Below are 21667 nucleotides of genomic sequence, written 5' to 3'. Positions count from 1 at the left end.
TGAGTGTGGAAAGTTGAGAGTTATGGATGATTTTTCTTTGAAAAATCTGAAATTTAATTGTAAAATTCAAAGGTTTTTAACTTTTATTGAGATAGGAGTTAAAAATCAGGGATGAAATCTTGTTAAGACGATTTTTAAAATGAAAAAAAGTTTTTTAGAAAGTCTATGGAATTTAAACATAATTTTAAATTAATACACAAAAAAGACTAGCTAGATTTTTTCTAGTTAGTCTTTTTGTTAATTCACAATTGAAAATTAAGAGTAATCTTTCAGTTTTCAACTAATTATTACGCCAAGCTCCACTTCCATCTAAGTAATATCCATCCACAGTAGTATTGCAAGCCATTGCACCACTAGAATAGAAGTAGTACCAAGTTCCATTTACTTGTTGCCATCCAGTAGCCATAGCTCCAGATGAATTTAAGAAGTACCAAGTATCTCCTTGTTGTAACCAACCGGTTTGCATTGCTCCATTTCCAGTAAAGAAATACCAAGTATCTCCTACCTTGTACCAATTAGTAACCATTCCACCACTATTGGATAGATAGTACCAAGTATCCGCAGTTTGTAACCAACCAGTTTGCATTATTCCATATCTATCAAAGTGATACCAAGTTCCATCGATAAAGTTCCAACAGAATTTAACATAATCACCGTTAGAATCTACATATGAATAAGTGGAATCTACATTTTGAATCCATCCATAAGGGGAACCTATAGTTAAAGAATATTTGCCAGTATAAATGTATTGTTTGGTAATTGTTACATAATAAGTACCAGCATTAAATTTCTTTTCTATATTCTTAAGACCAGGTTCAGAGTCATTACCTTGGAAAGAAGAATTAAGAACTATATTTTGGTTAGCATCTTTTATTTCCATATTTGCACTTTTTATATTAGATATTAAATTTATCTTTAATCTACATGGTTCTGATAATGTAAATTTAAATACATCTATTTTATTAGTTTCAGATATATAACCATTTATTTTATTATTAAGACTTATTGGTTGAGCGTTTGCCATTGTATCATTTGGCTCTATAACATTAGTATCATTTGAAGAGAACCTAGTTTTAAAACTATACTCACCAGTGTGTTTTAATATATCTTTTCTTACATATAAATAGTAAGTTCCAGGATCTAAATCAACGTCATAAGTTTCTTCTTTAGGCTCATTATAATTGGCAGCTAAAGATTTTTTTACTAGACTAGTTTGATTCATATCTTTTAATTCGATTATTACACTATCTATATAAGATTTAAAATCAAGGCTTAATCTACCTTTTTCAGATACAGTAACTTTGTATATATCAGTATCATCATTTGCAGCAAGTAGTCCATTTATTGAAGTACCATTTGGTAATATTTTTTGAGCTTCATAAATTGTATCATTTGGCTCATCTTCATTATTCTTAACAGTAGATACACTTGCTTCTATGGAATATCTACCAGGTTTTATTATTGCAGGGGTGCTAATACATAAATAATATAATCCACTGTTTAAATCAATATCAATGTCTTTTAAAACGGGATTTGTTTCTGCACCATTAGCAATAGTTTTATATATAGATTTTCTGTTTACATCTTTTATTTCAATTATAGTTCCTGGAATATAAGTTTTAACATTAAAATACACACGACCAGGTTTTTCAACATAAGTCTTATATGTATTTTCATTATTTTGAAGAGTTAATTCTCCATTTACAGTTGTATTAAATGGAAGGACTTCATCCCATGAACCTTCATTACTAACTTCAAGATCGTATTTTCCAGTGAAATTAAGTTGTTTATCTACAAATACATAGTAAGTACCAGGACTTAGTTTTTTTTCAAGGGTCTTAACTCCTGGGTTATCTTCATCTCCTTGTGCCATTGATGCCCATACTATTTTTTGATCTTCATCTTTTAAAGCTATTCCAGCACTTTTTATATAAGCCTTAAAATCGAGACTTATTTTTCTCTCGCTGTTTAATGTAAATTTAAATACATCAACAGAGTTTTCAGAAGTTAGGAATCCATGAATAGTATCACCAAAATCTAACTCTTGAGCTTCATCTATATTGTTGTTAGGTTCTTCTACATTAGTTTCTACTGATGTAAAATCAGCTTTAACAGTATAATTACCGCTTGGATTACTTAGAACCCCTTTAGTAGATATACTTAATGAATAAGTACCTTTATCTAAGTTAGAAGTAAAGGTCTTAGTTGATGGGTTACCGGTTGCACCAGTAAGCAGAAGTAAATTCACTACTTTGTTATTTGAATCCTTTAACTCTGCAATAGTTGGATTCATTTCAGCACCTACAGTTACAGTCAAACTTCCAGGTGTTGCTAAATTGATTGTATAGTTATCTTGAGGATTTGATGAACTTATATTTCCAGAAACCTCTTGTCCAAAAGGGAGATCACTAGATGAAAAGTCAGCTCTCAATGTATAACGAGATGAACTTGGTCCAGATACTACAAATGCGTAATTTCCTTCATCTAAATTCATATCAAAAGTTTGAGAATCAGGGTTACCAGATACTCCGTTTATATCAATTTCTTTTAAAGATTTGTTGTTAGGATCATTAATTTCTCCCGGTGTAGCTATCTTTATTAATTCACCTTTAACATTCTTGCTTTCTGAATCTAATTTTACAGAAAAAGCACCAGGCTTTGTTACATTAAAAGTATAAGCATGGGGTTTGTAAAAAAATAGTCCAAAACTAGTATTGATATCAGTTCCAAAAGTTATAGGTTTAAATGTTACTGAAGTATAAGATCCATTAGAGATTGGTGATGCTTGTACTTCTTTTACAGGTATAAAAGAGCATAGCAAGCAAAATACAAGAATCAAAGCTATACTTCTTATTTTTTTCATAAAAAATCCCTCCATTAAAATATTCTATTATAAGAGTATAACATGATTTTTATAATTATTACTAACTTTATTGTGAAAATTCTAGTAGTTTTAGTAAATATAATGAACTCTCATTAAATTGGTAGTTACCAGATAAAAATACAATATATATTTATATATTATTTGAATATAATAAATAAATCACAAAGTATATTAGAGAAATTTAAAGTGAAAATATAATCTTATATAAAAATAAAGATAATTGAATTTTAAGGTTTAATATGGTAAAATTAAAATTGAAAGATATATTTTAACAAAATATATTTTTTAATTTTCTATAATATGAAATAATTTATGGATACGCTAGGGTATATTGGCTTGAAGATAACTGTTATATCATAGATTTTATGATTTTGGATAGGTTTTGTAGTTAAATTAAGAATCATAAGATTTAAATTTAAAAAGGTATTATAAAATATTTAATTAAGGTATCCGGAACAATAATTTATATAGAGTGTAAAGAATTAATCTACAGATCTATTTTGTGGATTAATTTTTTTTGTGTGTAAATAAATATAGAACACCATCTTAAGGTTAGATGAATTAATCTAGGGTACAGTTGGTGGCCATCAGATAAAATATACTTACTATATAAATAGGAAGGGATTTTTTAAAAAATTAAATATAACAAAAAATATTTTTATAATTAGAGTAATAATTGTTATTAAATTAGAATACTATTTAATGAATGTATAATGAATAGATAGAGAAAAATAAAGAATTAATTATTAATAAAGAATTTTTGTATTGAATTTAAGTTGATTAATTGTAATGAAAAGTATAGAAAAATTAAATAATTAAATTATAAAATATATATTTTTTAAATATTCTAAATATTTTAAGAAAATCACTTGAAATATTTGAAAGTATAGGGTTATTATGATAATATATAAAGTATAAGATTGTTTTTAAAGTAGGTTATAAAGTGTATTTATGATTTACTTTAAAATATATATTGCAAAAAAATGAATTTTTTGTCGGGTAGTATACGTAGAGAGAGATAGTAAGTTAAATATATATATATTTAACAGCTACCTGGTAAAATGTATTAAAATCGCTCAAAAATCCTAAGCCACCCTATTGGGGTGGTATTTTTTTGAATTATTATTTTCTTTCACGTGTCTTATTAACTAGAAGTTTACAATTGATAATTAGAAATTTACAATAAATTAAAGTGATATTAAGTATGTATTAATAGCACTTTTTTTGTTGTACAGAAAAGTATAAAAATTTTAATCCCAAATTGTGAATTTTCAAATCCCAATTTTCAATTAAGGTGAGGTATAACTAGGCTTGTTATTGAAATAATTAAACATGGAAATAATAAAAAGATATGAAGATTTAAAGATATGACTAATAAATTTAATTTTACAATTAACAATTTCCCTTTTATGGGGTACAATTATATAAGAAATTTATGTTGGTGGGAAACTTGAGAAACTATAGTAATTGAAAAATAAGGATTGAAAACTTATAAAGTAAATATTTTAAGTTAAGGTGGGAGACACGATGAGAGATAAAAAATTGAAGATAATTAGTGGAGTTATAGCTTTGGTTATTTTACTTCCTGTTTTATATCAAATTATTTTTAAGGATGGAAGAAAAGGATATGTAGATGAATTAATACATGGTGTGGAAACAGAGAAGACAATGACAGCTTATAATAAGGCTTATTTAACAATTAAAAATTTAGATGATGAGCCTCTTAAGGATGAGTATCTTGATAAGTTAACAGATTACAAGGAAGCATGTACAACAGATGAGGTTAGATCTGTTATGAAGGACATAGAGGAACTTGAGGACACAGGAGATGTTGAAAAGTATAATTATCTTTTGTTTGAGCGTTTAGAGAATTTAGAGGATCCTAGAAATGGGTATTATTATAGATATGAAATATCTCAAAAAAGTGATAACTTGTTTACAAAGGATTTTACAAGAGCTCAGGATGGAGTAAATGTAGCTACTGCTGATTTAAATTTATTAAATCTTCAATATGCAAAGCAAAGTGTAGCATATGTGAAAAATGAAAAAAACAAACAATATTTACAGGATGCTATAAATTCTTTAGAAGAAGATTATAATGAAACTTTAAAAATATACGATATTAAGTTTGTAAATGATACGGAATTACGTATAAGGCTTACAGAACCATTAAAAATAGATTCTATTAATAAAAGCGACTTTACAATAGAAGATACAAATGTTACTAGAGTGGAACTTACTAATGATAATGAAGAAATTATTGTTAACTTTAAATCTTTTGAAGAAAAGCAAGATTCTGTGGAATTAAAAATAAGTTCAATGGAGTTAACTGATAGAAATACAAAATCTTCACATCATTTAGTTTATAAACCACATGAAACTATTAAGTTTGAATAAACTTAAGGAATTGAAGAGTGAGAACTTACGTTAGTTGAAAATTGAGAGTTGAGAGTTGAGAGTAAAGGTTGTTTTTCTTCACGTTGTTCAGAAAAACTAATAACTAATTTTAATTTTAGATTTTTCTTAGAAAAATCAACCAATACTTTCCACCTTCCACTCTCCACTTTCAACTTAAAAAAGAGTTGAGGAAGGAAGAGGTTTTTTATGAAAAAGAGAGCGTTAATTACAGGAATAACGGGTCAGGATGGAGCTTATCTTACAGAGTATTTATTGGGTCTTGGATATGAGGTTCATGGAATTATTAGAAGACATAGCACCATAAGTACAGATAGAATAGATCATTTGTTTGAAAATAAAGAGGTAGGAAATAAGACCCTTTTTCTTCATTATGGAGATTTAACTGATTCAAGTAATTTAAATAGATTAATAGAAAAGATAAAGCCTGAGGAAATTTATAATTTAGCGGCTCAGAGCCATGTTCAAGTTTCTTTTGAGGTTCCAGAGTATACTGCTGAAACTACTGGAATAGGAACTTTAAGACTTTTGGATGCTATAAAGGAAACTGGAGTTAAGTGTAAATTTTATCAAGCTTCTACATCAGAGCTTTTTGGTGGTCTTCCAGGAACAGCTCCTCAAAGTGAGAAGACTCCTTTTTATCCAAAGAGTCCTTATGGGGTAGCAAAGCTTTATTCTTACTGGATTACTGTAAATTATAGAGAAGCCTATAATATATTTGCGGTTAATGGTATATTGTTTAACCATGAATCACCAAGAAGAGGCGAAACCTTTGTTACAAGAAAAATTACAAGAGCCATTGCTAATATAATGGCAGGTAACCAAGAAAAATTATCTTTAGGAAACTTAGATGCTAAAAGAGACTGGGGATTTGCCGGAGATTATGTTAAAGCTATGCATTTAATGCTTCAACAAGAAAATCCAAGGGATTATGTAATAGCTACAGGTGAAACACATACAGTCCGTGAGTTTTTAGAGATTGCATTTAGTAAGGTTAACATACAAATACAATGGAAGGGTACTGGAGTAGATGAAAAGGGTTATGATAAGAAAACTGGAAGACTTTTAGTTGATATAAACTCAAGATACTTTAGACCAACAGAAGTAGAACTTTTATGGGGAGATGCTACTAAAGCAGAAGAGGAACTAGGATGGAGAAGAGAAGTTAACTTTGAAAATCTAGTTAACATGATGATGGAACATGATATGAAGACAATAGCAGGAATAAGTATAGAAGAATATCTAAATAATAATAAATAGGGGTTTTGAAATGTTTAAGGAATTAAAATACGCCTTAAAAAAGAAACTTAAAAGAACCTACATGGTTCAAAATATAAATCTTGATATTACCAAAAATCAAAAAAGGGTTTTATTAGCTTATATAAATAATTCACTTATTATGGATTTAGGTGACATTAGTAAAATAACTCACACCAATACTTTAGAACAAGCTCAGATTTTAAAGGTGTTAATTAATAGGGGGTACTGCATAGATTCATGTCATCTGTTTGATGATTTGGCTATGGAGACTATTAAAAATAAACACTACGATATTATAATTGGCATGGGGGATAATTTTAGAAATGCTTGTGAATTAAATCCTAATGCAAAAAAGATTATTTACATAACTGAGATGGAGCCTAAAGAAGCTCATAGACGTGAAGTTGAAAGGCTTAAGTATTATGAAGAAAGACATGGTAAGCTCTATTCTACTCAAAGAAGTGGGGTTTATTATAAGGTAGAGGATTTTAAAAACTTAGATTATGGAATAGCTCTTGGAGATACAGATGTATTTAAAGATTATGATTTTGAAATAAAAAGAATATATCCATCAGGATTAAAAAATAAAGAATTTAAGTTTTATAAGAAAGATTTCAAAAAAATAAAGAATAACTTTTTATGGTTTGGTTCTCATGGTGCAATACATAAAGGATTGGATTTGCTTATAGATATTTTTTCAAAGAGAGAAGATATAAATCTACATATTTGTGGATTAAGCAAGGAAGATAGAAAGAGAATTTCTATACCTAACAGAAAAAATATAATAAATCATGGATTTGTTAATGTGAATTCTAAAGAGTATTTAGACATTGTGGATAAATGTACCTTTGCTATATTACCATCATGTGCTGAGGCAATGTCCACAGCCATCTTAACATCAATGAGGCAAGGACTTATACCAGTGGTGTCCAAAGATCTTGGTTTTGAAGTTATGGGAGATTTAGTTTATATTTTAGAAGATTATAAATTAGATTATTTAAATAGTTATATAGATAAGTTATTAACTATAAGGGAAGATGAGCTTTATGATTTAAGTAACAGAGTTTACTTAAACAGCAATCAAGAGTTCTCATTGGAGAAATTTACAGAGAGATTTGAACAAACAATTAAAGAAATCTTATAGAAGTTGAAAATTGAAAGTTGAGAGTAAAGGATGTTTTTTTACTTTGTTAAAAAAACTAACAATTAAAATTTAATTTTAAGATTTTTCGCAGAAAAATCAACATTCACTTTCCACTTTCAACTCTCCACCTTCAACTTTATGAAAGGTGATAGTTATGAATATAGATAAAACATTAAAAGTTCATACCCTTATTAATTATTTTTCCAAGTTTTTTAATATTGCTATTAACTTTTATATGGTCAGGATTACTATAGGGTATCTTGGAGATGAGAAGAATGGTCTTTGGGCTACTCTTCTTTCTATTGTTTCTATGATGGCAATAGGGGATTTGGGTATTGGTAATGGACTTAAGAATAGAATAACAGAAGCTCTTGCTAGAGATGATGAGAAGCAGGTAAAGAGTTACATATCAACGGCTTATATAACTATAGGAATAATTTCTGTGTTTGTATGTATAGTAACTCTTTTAATAAGTAAGGTTTTTGTTAAAACTGGTTTTGGATATAGTGATTTTAAAGGAGCATTATACATAATAATTATAGGGTTTTCATTTAATTTAATAAGTGGAATAATAAACTCTATTTTATATGCCTACCAAAAAAGTAATCTTGTGAGTTTTGGCCAGGTTTTAAACTCATTAATATTACTTCTTGGAGTATTTGAAATAAGTAAATTGGGAAAAGGAAATTTGATACATATATCTCTTGTGTATGTAGTAGCATTGATATTATCAAATGTTATTTTGTCAGGTGTATTCTTTTTAAAACATAGGAGCATGTTTCCGAGCATCAGTGCATTTAAGAAAGATACAATCGGATCAATCTTAAACCTTGGAATGAAATTCTTTTTTCTTCAACTATGTGGTCTTGTACTTTTCTCAACAGATAGTTTAATTATCGCTAATTTAATAGGACTTACAGAAGTAACTCAATATGACATTCTTAATAAGGTATATAATAATTTAACCATAATGTATTCTATAATATTGATACCAATTTGGTCAGCTGTTACTTATGCTTATGCAAAGAAGGATGTAAAGTGGATAAAGAAAATTTTATTTAAATTGAAATTACTTTTAGTTCCTTTTTCTTTAGGGGTAATTGGTGTATCAATATTCTTTAAGCCTATAACGATTTTGTGGCTAGGAGATGATAAAGGAATACCAGTTTCTTTAGTTATATTATTTGCATTATACACAATAGTTCAAGGATGGACGGCTATATATTGTAGTATTGTAAATGGTATGGGGAAAATAGAGGTACAACTTTATACAGCTATAATAGGAGCTATAATAAATATACCTTTATCTATTTACTTAGGTAAGACTTATGGAATATTTGGGGTTAAGTTGGCAACCTTTGTGTGCCAGGTAATGCCTGCAATAGTTCTTCCTATACAGGTTAGATATGAACTTAAAAGGAGTGAAGTAAATGAAAGTGTTGCACATAACGACTAATGTTTTTAAACAGTCAGCTTGTTATAGACTTCATAAAGCATTATTAAAAAATGAAGTTGATTCAAAAATACTTGTAGTTGAAAAATTCCATGATTTAAAGCAGGTTATACCTTATGTTGATAGCTTTTCAAATAAGGTTAAATGGAAAATAAGAAAAAAGCTTGATGATAGAGAAAAAAGTAAGTTTGATATACAAACAGTGTTTTCTTTAGGACATAGAGGAGTAAACATAGAGAATAATCCTTTAGTTAAGGAAGCAGATGTTATACATCTTCATTGGATAAATGATTCTTTTGTGAGTATCCAAAGTATAAAAAACATAAGTCAGATGGGAAAACCGATTGTTTGGACTTGTCATGATAGCTGGCCTTTTACTGGTGGCTGTCATGTAAGATATGGATGTGATAAGTTTACTAATTCATGTGAAGACTGTCCACTTGTAAATCATAAGGGTAAGGTTTATGCTAAGGAGCTTTTAAAGGATAAATATAAACTTTTTAAGGACATACCAATGAAGTTAATTGGACCAGGTCAATGGACCGTTGATTGTATAAAAGAATCAAGGGTTTTTAAAGGAAAGGAAGCCTTCAAAATATCAAATACCTTGGATTTAAATACTTTTGCTCCAATGAATAAGGATATAGCTAAGGAAAAACTTAATTTACCAGAAGGTAAAATTATACTTACCTTTGGGGCAGTTAATGGAACAAAGGTTAAGTACAAGGGATATGAATATTTACTTGAAGCTTTAAAAAGTCTTTTAAAAGAAAATCCTTCATTAAAGGATAAAATCCACTGTGTTGTGTTTGGTAGTGATTATGATGAAAATATTGATAAGCTAAATATAACTTCAACTTTTACAGGGTATATAAGTGAAGAAGAAGAATTAGCTTTAATATATAATGGAACAGATTTATTTTTAGTTCCTTCTATAGAAGATAGTTTAAATTCAACGGTTATGGAATCCTTAAGCTCAGAAACTCCAGTTGTAGCATTTAGAACAGGGGGAATACCAGAGCTTATAAGACATAAGGAAAACGGATATTTGGCAGAATTCAAGAACTCAGAAGATTTTAAAAATGGAATAAAATACTGTCTTACTAATAATAGAGACAATATACTTGGAAAACAGGGAAGAAAACATGTTGAAGAAAACTTTAATATGAAACTTATTGCTGAAAAACATATTCAGGTTTATAACAATTAAAAATTGACAATTGACAATTGACAATTGAGAATGAAGGATGTTTTTCTTCACTTCGTTTAGAAAAATCAACCACCATTGTCAATTGTTCATTATCAATTTTCAACTCAAAAAAAGGGGAGTGTTAATTATGATGGAGAAAAAAAGTAGAATATACGTAGCAGGTCATAGGGGACTTGTTGGGTCAGCTATAGTTAGAGGATTAGAAAATATGGGTTATAACAATATTGTTAAAAGAACCCATAGTGAATTGGATTTAACCAATCAAGAGAAGGTTAATGAATTTTTTAAAAATGAAAATATAGATTATGTTTTTTTAGCAGCAGCAAAGGTTGGAGGTATTCTTGCCAATAGTACTTATCCAGCAGATTTTATAATGGAGAATCTTTTGATTCAATGTAATGTTATAAAAGCAGCTTATGAAAATAAAGTTGAAAAATTAATGTTTTTAGGAAGTTCTTGCATATATCCAAGAGAATGCCCTCAACCAATTAAAGAGGACTATCTTTTGTCAGGATATTTAGAGAAAACCAATGAAGCATATGCATTAGCAAAAATAGCGGGTCTTAAAATGTGTCAGTATTATAACACTCAATATGGCACAAACTATATAAGTGTAATGCCAACTAACTTATATGGTACTAATGATAATTTTGATTTAAAAAATTCTCATGTAATGCCGGCGTTAATTAAAAAATTCCATGAAGCTAAAGTTAACAATCTTGCCTCTGTAGAAGTATGGGGAAGTGGTAAACCACTTAGAGAGTTTTTACACGTAGACGATATGGCAGATGCCTGTATTTACCTTATGAACAATTATGAGGGAAATGATTTCTTTAATGTGGGAACAGGAAAAGAAATATCAATAATGGATTTAGCTCTTCTAATTAAAGAAGTTGTTGGATATAATGGTGAAGTTAAGTTTGATTCATCAAAACCAGATGGAACAATGAGAAAGCTTTTAGATGTTTCAAGACTTAAGAATGCAGGATGGGCTTATAAAATAGATCTTAAAGAAGGTCTTAAAAGCACTTATAAATGGTACTTAGAAAACTCACACAATATAAGATAAGTAAGGGGAGAATGTTTTGGATAAACCATTAGTTTCAGTAATTGTACCTTGTTATAATGGAGAAAAATATATTAAGGAAACCATTGAAGGTATATTAAATCAAAGCTATAAAAATATAGAAATTATAGTTATGGACGGAAAATCAAAGGATAATACATTAAAGGTTTTAGAACCGTACAAAGATAAAATAACTATAGTTTCAGAAAAAGATAAGGGTCAAACAAATGCAATCAATAAAGGATTTGCTTTAAGTAAAGGTGAGATAATTGGTTGGATTGGCTCAGATGATATTTTGCTTCCCCATGATGTGGAAATGGTAGTTGAAGAATTTTTAAAGGATAAAAACATATGTCTTGTTTATGGTGATGTTCAATATATAGATGAGAAAGGACAGGTTCTTGGAAGATATTCTAGACCAAACCTTTCAAGAGAATCTCTTTTAAAAGATAATCCATCAGTGGTACAGCCAGGATCATTTTTTAGAAAAGCTCATCTTGATAAGTGTGGGATTTTAAATGAGGATCTAATATGTGTTATGGATTATGATATTTGGCTTAGAATACTTGAACATGGACAAATAAAATATATACCAACATATCTGGCACAATTTAGATTACATGAAGATTCAAAAACAATGTCAATACTATCTCAGTTTAATAAGGAGATTATTAAGGTGTGTAAGTACAACGGAATTGGATGGTATGGAAAAGTTCCATTAATGTGTAGATGGGAGATATTTAAAGGGGGAATTAAAAAAATAATAGGGAGGAGATAATTTTGAAAGAAGCTATGAGAAAATTCTTTAGTGGTGTTGAATTTATAAAGAGTGACCTTCTTATGTTTTTACCATTCTCTTTACTTATTGTTATAACAGGAAAAGAGAATTTAATATATCCTTGGTTTATACTTATGTTAATAAAAGAAGGCTATATGATAGTTAAAAGAGGAAAAGTTTTTGAGGAGAGTTTGCTTTCATTAACTTTATATACATATATATTAGCTGATAATTATAGTTCTATGGTAATGACATTAATTCTTACAGTTTATATATTAAGTCAAATCATAAGAGGAAAAAGAAAAATAAATCTTAGTAATAAAACAAAATATATTATAATGGGAATTTTTATATATATTGTTGTAAATATTATACTTAATAGAGTTCCTATGGCCAATATACTATTATACATTTTTTATAATGCTACTTTTGTTTGTATAATGTTTATAATCTTAGCTTATAAGCCATATGAATATGGGGATACATTAGAAAAAGTTATGAACACAATGATAATGGCACAGATTTTACATCTTATAATATATATACCATTAAATATTGATGTGATTATTATACATAGAATAGGAGATTGGGCGATTGGTACTTTAGGAACCAGCCAAGGACCAATGTTGTTTAATCTATTTATATTTTCATTTATAAGATTTTTTATGAGATTTAAAGAAAATAAAAAGAAAAATTTATTAGGTTGGATGGCCATAGTATTTATATTTGGAATACTTACTGTTTCAACAGCATTAACAATGTTATTTGTAGTTTCTATGGGTATATATTCAGTTTTATTTACATCAAATAAGCTAAGAATTATAATTGTTTCTACATTAATAGGATTAAGTGCAGTTTTTTATGTAACATCACCATCATGGATTCAGTATCAAATAAAAAGTACTTTATTTGATAGTGAATTTAGAAATGATGAAATAAAGAAATTTGCATATTACGAAGACACATTCCTAACAGTACCTAAAAAGGATGCATCTTTTGCTTTAAAGGGTGCAGGGCTAGGATGCTATTCATCAAGAGCTGCACTAACAAGTAGTGGATATTATGCTAATTGGTACAATAAATTAAAGTTACCTATATATAATGGACAATATATGAGGAAGTATATAAAACCAAGACTTTATTCAAGATATGGGCTTTCTGTAGTGGATCAACCTACATCTCAATATATATCTATAATGGGTGAGTTTGGTTATATAGGGTTTATAATGTTTATAGCGCTGTTAGTAATTTTCTTTATAAAAAGTCCTAATAATAGGCTTACAATTATATATTTAGCCATGATATTAACTATTGACAATTGGTTTGAATATCCAAAATTATCAATATTATTTTTCTTTACTTATTATTTAATAGAAAATTATTATGAAAAACATGTGAAAAGTTAAAAAAAGTATACACTTTTTTTGGGAATACTTAGTATAATAAATTGACTATTTATTGTTTTTAAATTATATTAATATTAGATAATTGGTGTAAATATACTAGATTAACTTTAATTTTCTTAGGTTTTTTATTTAAACAATAAGGAAATTAGACAAAATTCCTCATAGTAATATGATAAAGGGTGTATATTATATACCCTTTTGCAATTTCATAGAGGTGGAATAATGAAAAAAAATATATATTTTATAAATTGGCATAATGGATTAAATACCTTAAATGGACCCACAAATGTATTTAATTCATTGGTTAAAGAGATAACACAAGAGGACAATATAAAAGTTATATGTCCTGAAACATTTAACGGCAATTTTACAAGAGCTGTTAAATTTATAATGAGTACTTTTTCAAATAGTGAAGAAAATATTTATTGTGTAAACTCCGATGGTCTTAAAATGCCTTATGTAATTTATCTTTTATCAAGGATGCATAAAAAACACAAATATTATATGATGGTTCATGGTTTTAGAAGACTTGAAGATAAGTTTGTGGGATTAGATAAGAAAAATTACTATAGGCTTGAGAGCTATATTCTTAAAAACTTTCAAAATTTAATATGCGTTTCCAATTTTTCTAAATCTATGATTTTGCAGTACACAAAAAGGATAAAGCCAACTTATGTTATACATAATGGGGTAGATTTAATTGACTACATAGATTTGAATAAAGAAAAGCATATGGAAAAAGAGATCAGGCTTATAATGAGTGGAGGAGTCAAAAAACTAAAGGGTGCTTTAGAAACGGTTAATTTAGTTACCAGTTTAAATAATAAAAACAGACCGTATAGAGTTACATTAGATGTTTACGGAAAATTTGATGATAAAGTATTCTTTGATAGCTTTTTAGAGGCTATACATGGAAAAGATTATATAAGATACAACGGATGTGTAGATAAAGATGAGCTATATGAGGCCTATAAAAGAGCTCATTTTTTAATAGCGTTATCCTATCTAGACTCTTTTAACATGACTGTAGTTGAGGCTATGGCCAATGGTACTGTACCTATAATTACGGAGAATGTAGGCGCATGTGAATTTGTAGATGAGAACAAAAGTGGATTTATTGTTAAATTAGATGATTATTATGGAAGAATAGAAGAAATTCTAGATTCATCTTTTCATAAACAAGAAAAGTATTTAAACATTGTTAAAAACGCGTATGATAAGTCAAAGAAAATAAGTTGGCGTCATAAGCTTAATGAGTATATGGAGCTTTTTTATGAGAATAAAAATTAGCTGAGAAGGATGGTTTAGTTAACATGGGCATAATTAAGAAGGTTATAGGAAGCTATAGTGAACGAGAAGTAAAAAGAATAATACCATTGGTAGATAAAATAGATGCATTAGATGAAAAAATCGCATCATTAAATGATGAAGAACTTAAGAATAAAACAGAAGAGTTTAAAGAAAGACTTAAAAATGGGGAAACAGTTGATGACATATTAGTAGAAGCTTTTGCAGTATTGAGAGAGGCTTCATGGAGAGTGCTTAAAAAGAAACATTATAGAGTTCAGCTTATTGGTGGTATAGTACTTCACCAAGGCAGAATTGCAGAAATGAAAACTGGAGAAGGTAAAACATTAGTTGCAACTTTACCAGCGTATTTAAATGCGTTGGAGGGAAAAGGAGTTCATGTAATTACAGTTAATGATTATCTAGCTCAAAGAGATAGAGATGAAATGAGTAAAGTATATGGATTTTTAGGCCTTACAACAGGGGTTGTAATACCACAAGATGCACAAGATTCTAAGAGAAATGCATATAATTGTGATATAACTTATGGAACAAATTCAGAATTTGGGTTTGACTATTTAAGAGATAATATGGTTAACGAAATGGAAGAAAAAGTTCAACGTGGACTTCATTATTGCATAGTTGACGAAATGGACTCTATACTTATTGATGAAGCAAGAACCCCTCTTATAATTTCCGGAGGAAGTGCTTCAGTAAATGAGTATTATAAGTTAGCTGATTATTTTGCTAAGACTTTAAAAATAGAAGAGGATTTTACTATAGATGAGAAATCTAAATCTGTTTTACTATCAGATGAAGGTGTTGAAAAGGCAGAGAAGTTTTATAATGTAGAAAATTTTACAGAGGTGCATAATTTACATATTCAGCACTACACTGTTCAAGCGTTAAAAGCTAATTATTCTATGCAAAAAGAAGTTGACTATATAATAAAAGAAAATAAAGTTTATATAGTTGATGAATTTACAGGAAGAACAATGGAAGGAAGAAGATTTTCAGATGGTCTTCACTGTGCAATAGAAGCAAAAGAAGGAGTGCCAATAGAGGGAGACAATAAAACTTTTGCAACAATAACATATCAAAACTTCTTTAGAATGTATACAAAACTTTCAGGTATGACAGGTACTGCTCAAACAGAAGAATATGAGTTTAAAGAAATATACGCACTAGATGTTATAGTTGTACCAACAAACAAGCCAATTAAAAGAATAGATAATTCTGACGTTGTTTATAAATCAGAATTTGCAAAATTTAAAGCTGTTGTTGATGAAATAGAGAGAATCCATGAAACAAATCAACCTGTTCTTGTGGGTACTGTTTCTATAGAAAAATCAGAACTTTTATCATTTATGCTAAAAACAAGAGGAATTCCTCATGAAGTATTAAATGCAAAGCATCATGCTAAGGAAGCAGAAATCGTAGCAAAAGCTGGACAAATGGGAGCTGTAACTATAGCAACTAACATGGCTGGTAGAGGTACAGATATAATCTTAGGAGAAGGTGTAAGAGAACTTGGTGGACTTAGAATAATTGGTACTGAAAAACACGAATCAAGAAGAATAGATAATCAGCTTAGAGGACGTTCAGGTCGTCAAGGTGATGTTGGAGAGTCAACATTTTACGTATCTTTAGAGGATGATTTAATTAAAGTTCATACATCAGAGAAATTTAAGAAGATTACTGATAAACTTGATTTAGAAGATGAAACACAAGTTAATGAAGCTTGGACTGTTAGAGCTATAGAAAGTGCCCAAAAAAATGTTGAAGCAAATAGTTTTGACACAAGAAAGAATCTTATACAATATGATGATGTTATAAATAAACAAAGAGAAGTTATATATTCTCAAAGAGATAGGGTAATTTTAAAGGAAGATTTAAAACAACAAGTTTTATCAATGGTTGAAGATGTTATACAAGAAAATGTTACTAAGATTTTAGTGGGTAAGAAAAATAAAAAGTTTATCGAAGAAGAAGTTAAAGATTTAATTAAAAAGATAAAAGAGTTATTTAAGATAGATGAGCTAAAAGAGGAAACACTTTCTGAAATAATGGAAATGAAATCAAAAGATGATGTAAGAAGTTATTTTAAAAACATTGCATTTTCATTATATGATGCTATGGAAGAAAGATTTAAAGAGGCCTTTGAAGATTTACAAAAGGCTGTAATACTTAAAGCTGTTGATAATAGATGGATTGAACATCTTGAAAATATGGAGCATTTAAAGCAATACATTGGACTTCAAGCATATAAACAACAAGATCCAGCAATGGCTTATAAGCTTCAAAGTGCAGGAATATTTGATGATATGGTAAGTGGAATAAAGACAGATGTTATTAAAGGTCTTTATAAGTATTAAAAATTACTCTCAAGATATGAGGTGTTAGATGTATGCAAAAAATAAGTCAGTGTAGAGATGAGGATACTAGGGTTACCCATGCTGAAAGAAGTATAATTTTTAATATAGTTAAGAGAACAGTGGATATTATAGGTTCTTTATTTGGACTGGTTATTTTATCACCGTTGCTTTTAATTATTTCCATTGCAATAAAACTTGATTCTAAAGGTCCTATATTTTTCGCACAAGAGAGAATTGGAAGAAATGAAAAGATATTTAAGATGTACAAATTTAGATCAATGGTAGTTAATGCAGAGGAGTTAAAGGAAACCTTACTAGAAAAAAATGAAATGTCAGGTCCTATGTTTAAAATGAAAGAAGATCCAAGAATAACTAGTGTAGGGAAATTCATAAGGAAAACAAGCATAGATGAACTTCCACAACTTTTAAATGTATTAAAAGGGGAAATGTCTATTGTTGGACCAAGACCTAATTTACCTAGGGAAGTAGAAAAATTCACACCTTGGCAAAAACAAAAATTTATAGTTAAGCCGGGACTTACATGTTACTGGCAAGTTATGGGAAGAAATGAAATAGGTTTTGAAGAATGGATGAAGCTTGACATAAAATATATAAATGAAAGAAGTATTTTAGGTGATTTTAAGCTTATCTTTAAAACATTCTTTGTACTTTTCGGAGATAAGAATGCTAGGTAAAGCATTTAGGAGGAGTTCTATATGGAGTTACTGTTAGCTATATTATATTACTTTAGACAGATGTTCGGTAATATAACAATAAACGGAGTGTTTCTTTCAGGTAATGCAGATTTATTATATATTTTATCTATATATTATTTTGTATTTTACTTGTTTAAAAGGGAAACAAGAGATCATAAAAAACAATTATTTCTATGGATTATTCCATTAATTGTATATGGATTATTACAATTTTTTATTCTTGGTAATGTAAGTATTATTAAGATGGGTGTTAATATTGTAAAGATAATGCTTTGTATAGGAGTAATGTATTTAACCATTGGAAATATAAGAAAGTTTAATATAAAAAAGTTTTTAATGTATTGTACTGGATTATATCTAGTTTCTATACCATTAGCCTTTGTATTAAGAAACTCTATACTATGGAGAAATAATGATACAATAAATAAATATAGTTTATCTAGATTAAATCTTCTTTACATGGAACCTAGTGAACTGGGATTTCATGTATCAATATTGATAATAATGCTTATAGCAGTTGTATTACACGAAAAAAATAAGGGAAACATTAAAATTTTCTCAGGAGCTATATTAGTCAACTTTATAGTACTATATTTAGCAAGGCCTTGGGGAGCAATTGTAGTTTTAGTTGCAAGTTTAATGTTTATGTTTCTTGTTTATATGATTCTTAATCCATCAAGGAAAGCATTTAAAATTGGTGGAGTTGTATTTGCAATTATAATTGCAGGTGGAATATTTAGTGCTGCAACTAAGAATCCTATTTATATGAGAGCCATGGATACAGTGCAAGGAAAAGATTTGTCTAACTGGTACAGAATAAATGCTTCAGTTAGATTAACAAATATGATGTTTAAAGATACCAATGGACTAGGACTGGGAATGGGTAATATGAACACCAGTTTAGCAAGAGAAAAATATCAAATATGGGGTCTTGTTAGTGTAATACCTAACTCTTTCCTATATGAAATAGCAGAAACAGGAATTTTGGGCATTCTAGCAATTTGGGGAATTATTGCGTCACTTATATATAAATGTTTTAGAGAAAGATCAGTGTTAAAATGGGGACTTTTGTGCTTCGTTGTATTATATCAAGTTTTTGGAGGACATTTTACAAATCCTCTAAATTGGATTGTATATGGTTTTATCTTTAGTAATTTTAAAGAAACAGATTTAGATAATGAAGTTTTATAGGAATGAGGACTTATTCTAGTTGAGAATTGAAATTTTACATTTTCAATTCTGAATTCAACAAAAGTTATGAGTTTCATTAGTAAAAAGTTATAAGTTGCAAAGTTTATTAAATTGATCCAACTTTCCACTTATAAAAAAGGAGAAGAATGATGAAAAATATTTTATATCTCCATGCAGGAGCAGAATTGTACGGAGCGGATATAGTTCTTCTTCAACTTATGAAGAATCTAAATAAGGAAAAGTATAAATTGCATATTATACTTCCTTGTGATGGACCTTTAGTTGAGGAAATGAAAAATATAGGTGCAAAAGTTACCGTGCTTGAATATCCAATCTTAAGAAGAAAATATTTTAATCCAAGTGGTATGATAAAATATTATAAGGAATTTAGAGATAAATCTAAAAAAATTAAAGAATATTGCCTGGAAAATAAAATTAATGTAATACATTCAAATACTATGGCAGTTCTTTTAGGTTCTAAGGTGTGTAAGGATTTAAATTTATATCATGTTTGGCATATACATGAGATAATTACAAAACCTAAGATGGTTAATAAATTCTTATGTAAGGTTATTTCAAAAAGTGCTGATAGAGTTATTGCAGTTTCAAATGCTGTAAAAGATCATCTTTTGTCAACAGGATATTTTAATACTACTCCAGTAGATGTTATTTATAATGGTGTTGATAATGAAGTGTTTAATGAGAATAATGAAACAGATTATTTGAAAAAACATTATGATATAAAAAATGATGAAGTAGTTGTTGGAATGATTGGTAGAGTTAATGCTTGGAAAGGACAAGAATCTTTTTTAGAAGCACTAAACAAAGTTTTACCTAAATATCCAAAGGCAATTGGAATAATGGTTGGAGGAGTTTTTGAAGGTGAAGACTGGAGAATGGAGCAGCTTAAAAAAGCAGTTTCTGAAAGTCCAGTAAAAGATAGAATCATTGTTGATGATTATAGAAAAGATAGTAAAAACCTTCATTGTTTATTTGATATATTTGTACTTCCATCAGTTAGACCAGATCCACTTCCAACAGTAGTCCTTGAGTCTATGGCTTCAGGAAATGCTGTTATAGGATATAGACATGGTGGAGTAATGGAGATGGTTAAAGAAGAGTATAACGGATTATTTGCAGATATATGTGATACAAGTGATTTAGCAGATAAGATAGAAATTTTATTAAAGAATGATGACCTAAGAAAATCTTATGGTGAACATTCAGCAAAAAGACAAAGAGAGAGTTTTTCGCTAACAAGTTATGTGGCAAACTTTGAAAAAGTATACGATAGTAGTAAGTAGGAGAGATAGTTATGAAAAATATTTTCATAATAGGGTCAAAAGGCATTCCGGCTAATTATGGTGGGTTTGAAACTTTTGTTCATAAGTTAACTGAGTTTAAAAAAAGTGATGATATAAAGTACCATGTTTCATGTCTTGCAGAGGATGACAATGAATTTGAGTTTAATAAAGCGAGATGTTTTAATGTTAAAACTCCAAATGTGGGGCCTGCAAAAGCTGTTTATTATGATATGAAAGCTATAAAAAAGGTATATGAGTATGTTAAGAAAAATAATGTAGAAAATCCTATACTATATATACTTGCATGTAGAGTTGGACCATTCTTATTGTGTTATAAGAGAAAACTCGAAAAGTTAGGCGTAAAAGTTTATATCAATCCAGACGGACATGAATGGAAAAGAACTAAATGGAATTGCTTAATAAGAAATTATTGGAAAATATCAGAAAAGCTTATGATTAAAAAGGGCGACCTTATAATATGTGATTCAAAGGGAATAGAGGATTATATTAAAACTGAATATAGTAGTTATAATCCAAAAACAACATTTATAGCTTATGGAGCTGAGGTGTTTGATGGAAAGACTTCAGAAAAAACTGAAGAGAAGCTTTCAAAATGGTATAATAGCCATAATCTTAAAACGAGTGAATATTATTTGATTGTGGGTAGGTTTGTACCAGAAAACAATTATGAACTTGTAATAAAAGAGTTTATGAAATCAGATAGTAAGAAAGAGTTAGTTATTATAACTAATGTAGAAAAAAATAAATTTTATGAAGGTCTTTTAGAAAGAACAAAATTCAATGAGGATAAGAGAATAAAATTTGTTGGAACTATGTATGACCAAGAAGTTCTTGCACTAATAAGACAAAATGCATTTGCTTATTTTCATGGTCATGAAGTTGGTGGAACTAATCCTTCTTTATTAGAAGCTTTAGGTGCAACAAAGGTAAACATACTTTTAGATGTTGTTTTCAATAAAGAAGTTGCTATGGATGGTGCTCTTTACTTCTCAAAGAAGGATGGAAACTTAAGCAATTTAATAAATGAAACAGAAAAAATTTCTAGCGAAAAAATCTTAAGCCTTGAAAAGGCAGCTAAGGATAGAATAAATAAATTTTATTCTTGGGATTATATTGTAGAAAGGTATGAATCCTTATTCTTAAATAAGGGGTGTTAA

14 protein-coding genes and 1 pseudogene are annotated in these 21667 nt (G+C 28.7%); 14 read left to right on the top strand and 1 reads right to left on the bottom strand.

Annotated features, from left to right (window positions below; genetic code table 11):
* Window positions 1-280: 280 nt before the first annotated feature.
* Window positions 281-2863 carry an N-acetylmuramoyl-L-alanine amidase family protein gene (locus tag BM119_RS20365; protein ID WP_278336777.1) on the bottom strand — a complete coding sequence of 861 codons (2583 nt, stop codon included), beginning with the start codon at window positions 2861-2863 and terminating at the stop codon, window positions 281-283.
* Between the two features lie 1548 nt (window positions 2864-4411).
* Between BM119_RS20365 and BM119_RS02625 the strand changes: the two genes are divergently transcribed.
* From BM119_RS02625 to cps2T, 14 genes and pseudogenes are all read left to right on the top strand, one after another.
* Window positions 4412-5281, top strand: a complete 870-nt coding sequence (locus BM119_RS02625) for a hypothetical protein (RefSeq protein ID WP_090038642.1) — start codon at window positions 4412-4414, stop codon at window positions 5279-5281.
* Window positions 5282-5488: 207 nt separating this feature from the next.
* Window positions 5489-6559, top strand: a complete 1071-nt coding sequence (gene gmd, locus BM119_RS02620) for a GDP-mannose 4,6-dehydratase (protein WP_090038640.1) — start codon at window positions 5489-5491, stop codon at window positions 6557-6559.
* A gap of 10 nt (window positions 6560-6569) precedes the next feature.
* On the top strand, window positions 6570-7703 hold the full coding sequence (locus BM119_RS02615) for a glycosyltransferase (RefSeq protein ID WP_090038639.1): 1134 nt from the start codon (window positions 6570-6572) through the stop codon (window positions 7701-7703).
* 154 nt (window positions 7704-7857) lie between these two features.
* A complete protein-coding gene (locus BM119_RS02610; RefSeq protein WP_090038637.1) occupies window positions 7858-9159 on the top strand; it encodes an oligosaccharide flippase family protein in 1302 nt (433 codons plus the stop codon).
* Window positions 9134-10366 carry a glycosyltransferase gene (locus tag BM119_RS02605; protein ID WP_090038636.1) on the top strand — a complete coding sequence of 411 codons (1233 nt, stop codon included), beginning with the start codon at window positions 9134-9136 and terminating at the stop codon, window positions 10364-10366. Before BM119_RS02610 ends, BM119_RS02605 begins: the two co-directional genes overlap by 26 nt.
* A gap of 127 nt (window positions 10367-10493) precedes the next feature.
* Entirely contained in the window at window positions 10494-11435 is a 942-nt protein-coding gene (fcl, locus tag BM119_RS02600) for a GDP-L-fucose synthase (RefSeq protein WP_341465742.1), read from the top strand.
* Window positions 11436-11451: 16 nt separating this feature from the next.
* Window positions 11452-12210 carry a glycosyltransferase family 2 protein gene (locus BM119_RS02595; protein ID WP_090038635.1) on the top strand — a complete coding sequence of 253 codons (759 nt, stop codon included), beginning with the start codon at window positions 11452-11454 and terminating at the stop codon, window positions 12208-12210.
* Window positions 12211-12212: 2 nt separating this feature from the next.
* Entirely contained in the window at window positions 12213-13616 is a 1404-nt protein-coding gene (locus tag BM119_RS02590; RefSeq protein WP_090038634.1) for a hypothetical protein, read from the top strand.
* 222 nt (window positions 13617-13838) lie between these two features.
* Entirely contained in the window at window positions 13839-14906 is a 1068-nt protein-coding gene (locus BM119_RS02585; protein WP_090038632.1) for a glycosyltransferase family 4 protein, read from the top strand.
* 23 nt (window positions 14907-14929) lie between these two features.
* A pseudogene (gene secA, locus BM119_RS02580) lies at window positions 14930-17269 on the top strand (preprotein translocase subunit SecA); the annotation flags it as partial.
* Window positions 17270-17319: 50 nt separating this feature from the next.
* Window positions 17320-17973, top strand: a complete 654-nt coding sequence (locus BM119_RS02575) for a sugar transferase (protein WP_479723131.1) — start codon at window positions 17320-17322, stop codon at window positions 17971-17973.
* 21 nt (window positions 17974-17994) lie between these two features.
* A complete protein-coding gene (locus BM119_RS02570) occupies window positions 17995-19185 on the top strand; it encodes an O-antigen ligase family protein (protein WP_090038628.1) in 1191 nt (396 codons plus the stop codon).
* Window positions 19186-19334: 149 nt separating this feature from the next.
* On the top strand, window positions 19335-20489 hold the full coding sequence (locus BM119_RS02565; RefSeq protein ID WP_090038626.1) for a glycosyltransferase family 4 protein: 1155 nt from the start codon (window positions 19335-19337) through the stop codon (window positions 20487-20489).
* Between the two features lie 11 nt (window positions 20490-20500).
* Window positions 20501-21667, top strand: coding sequence for a beta 1-4 rhamnosyltransferase Cps2T (gene cps2T / locus BM119_RS02560; RefSeq protein ID WP_090038624.1), 1167 nt, complete (start codon window positions 20501-20503; stop codon window positions 21665-21667).

The sequence above is a fragment of the Clostridium frigidicarnis genome (genome assembly GCF_900111985.1).
Lineage (GTDB): Bacteria > Bacillota > Clostridia > Clostridiales > Clostridiaceae > Clostridium_Z > Clostridium_Z frigidicarnis.
This window is presented reverse-complemented; position numbering and strand designations above follow the sequence as displayed.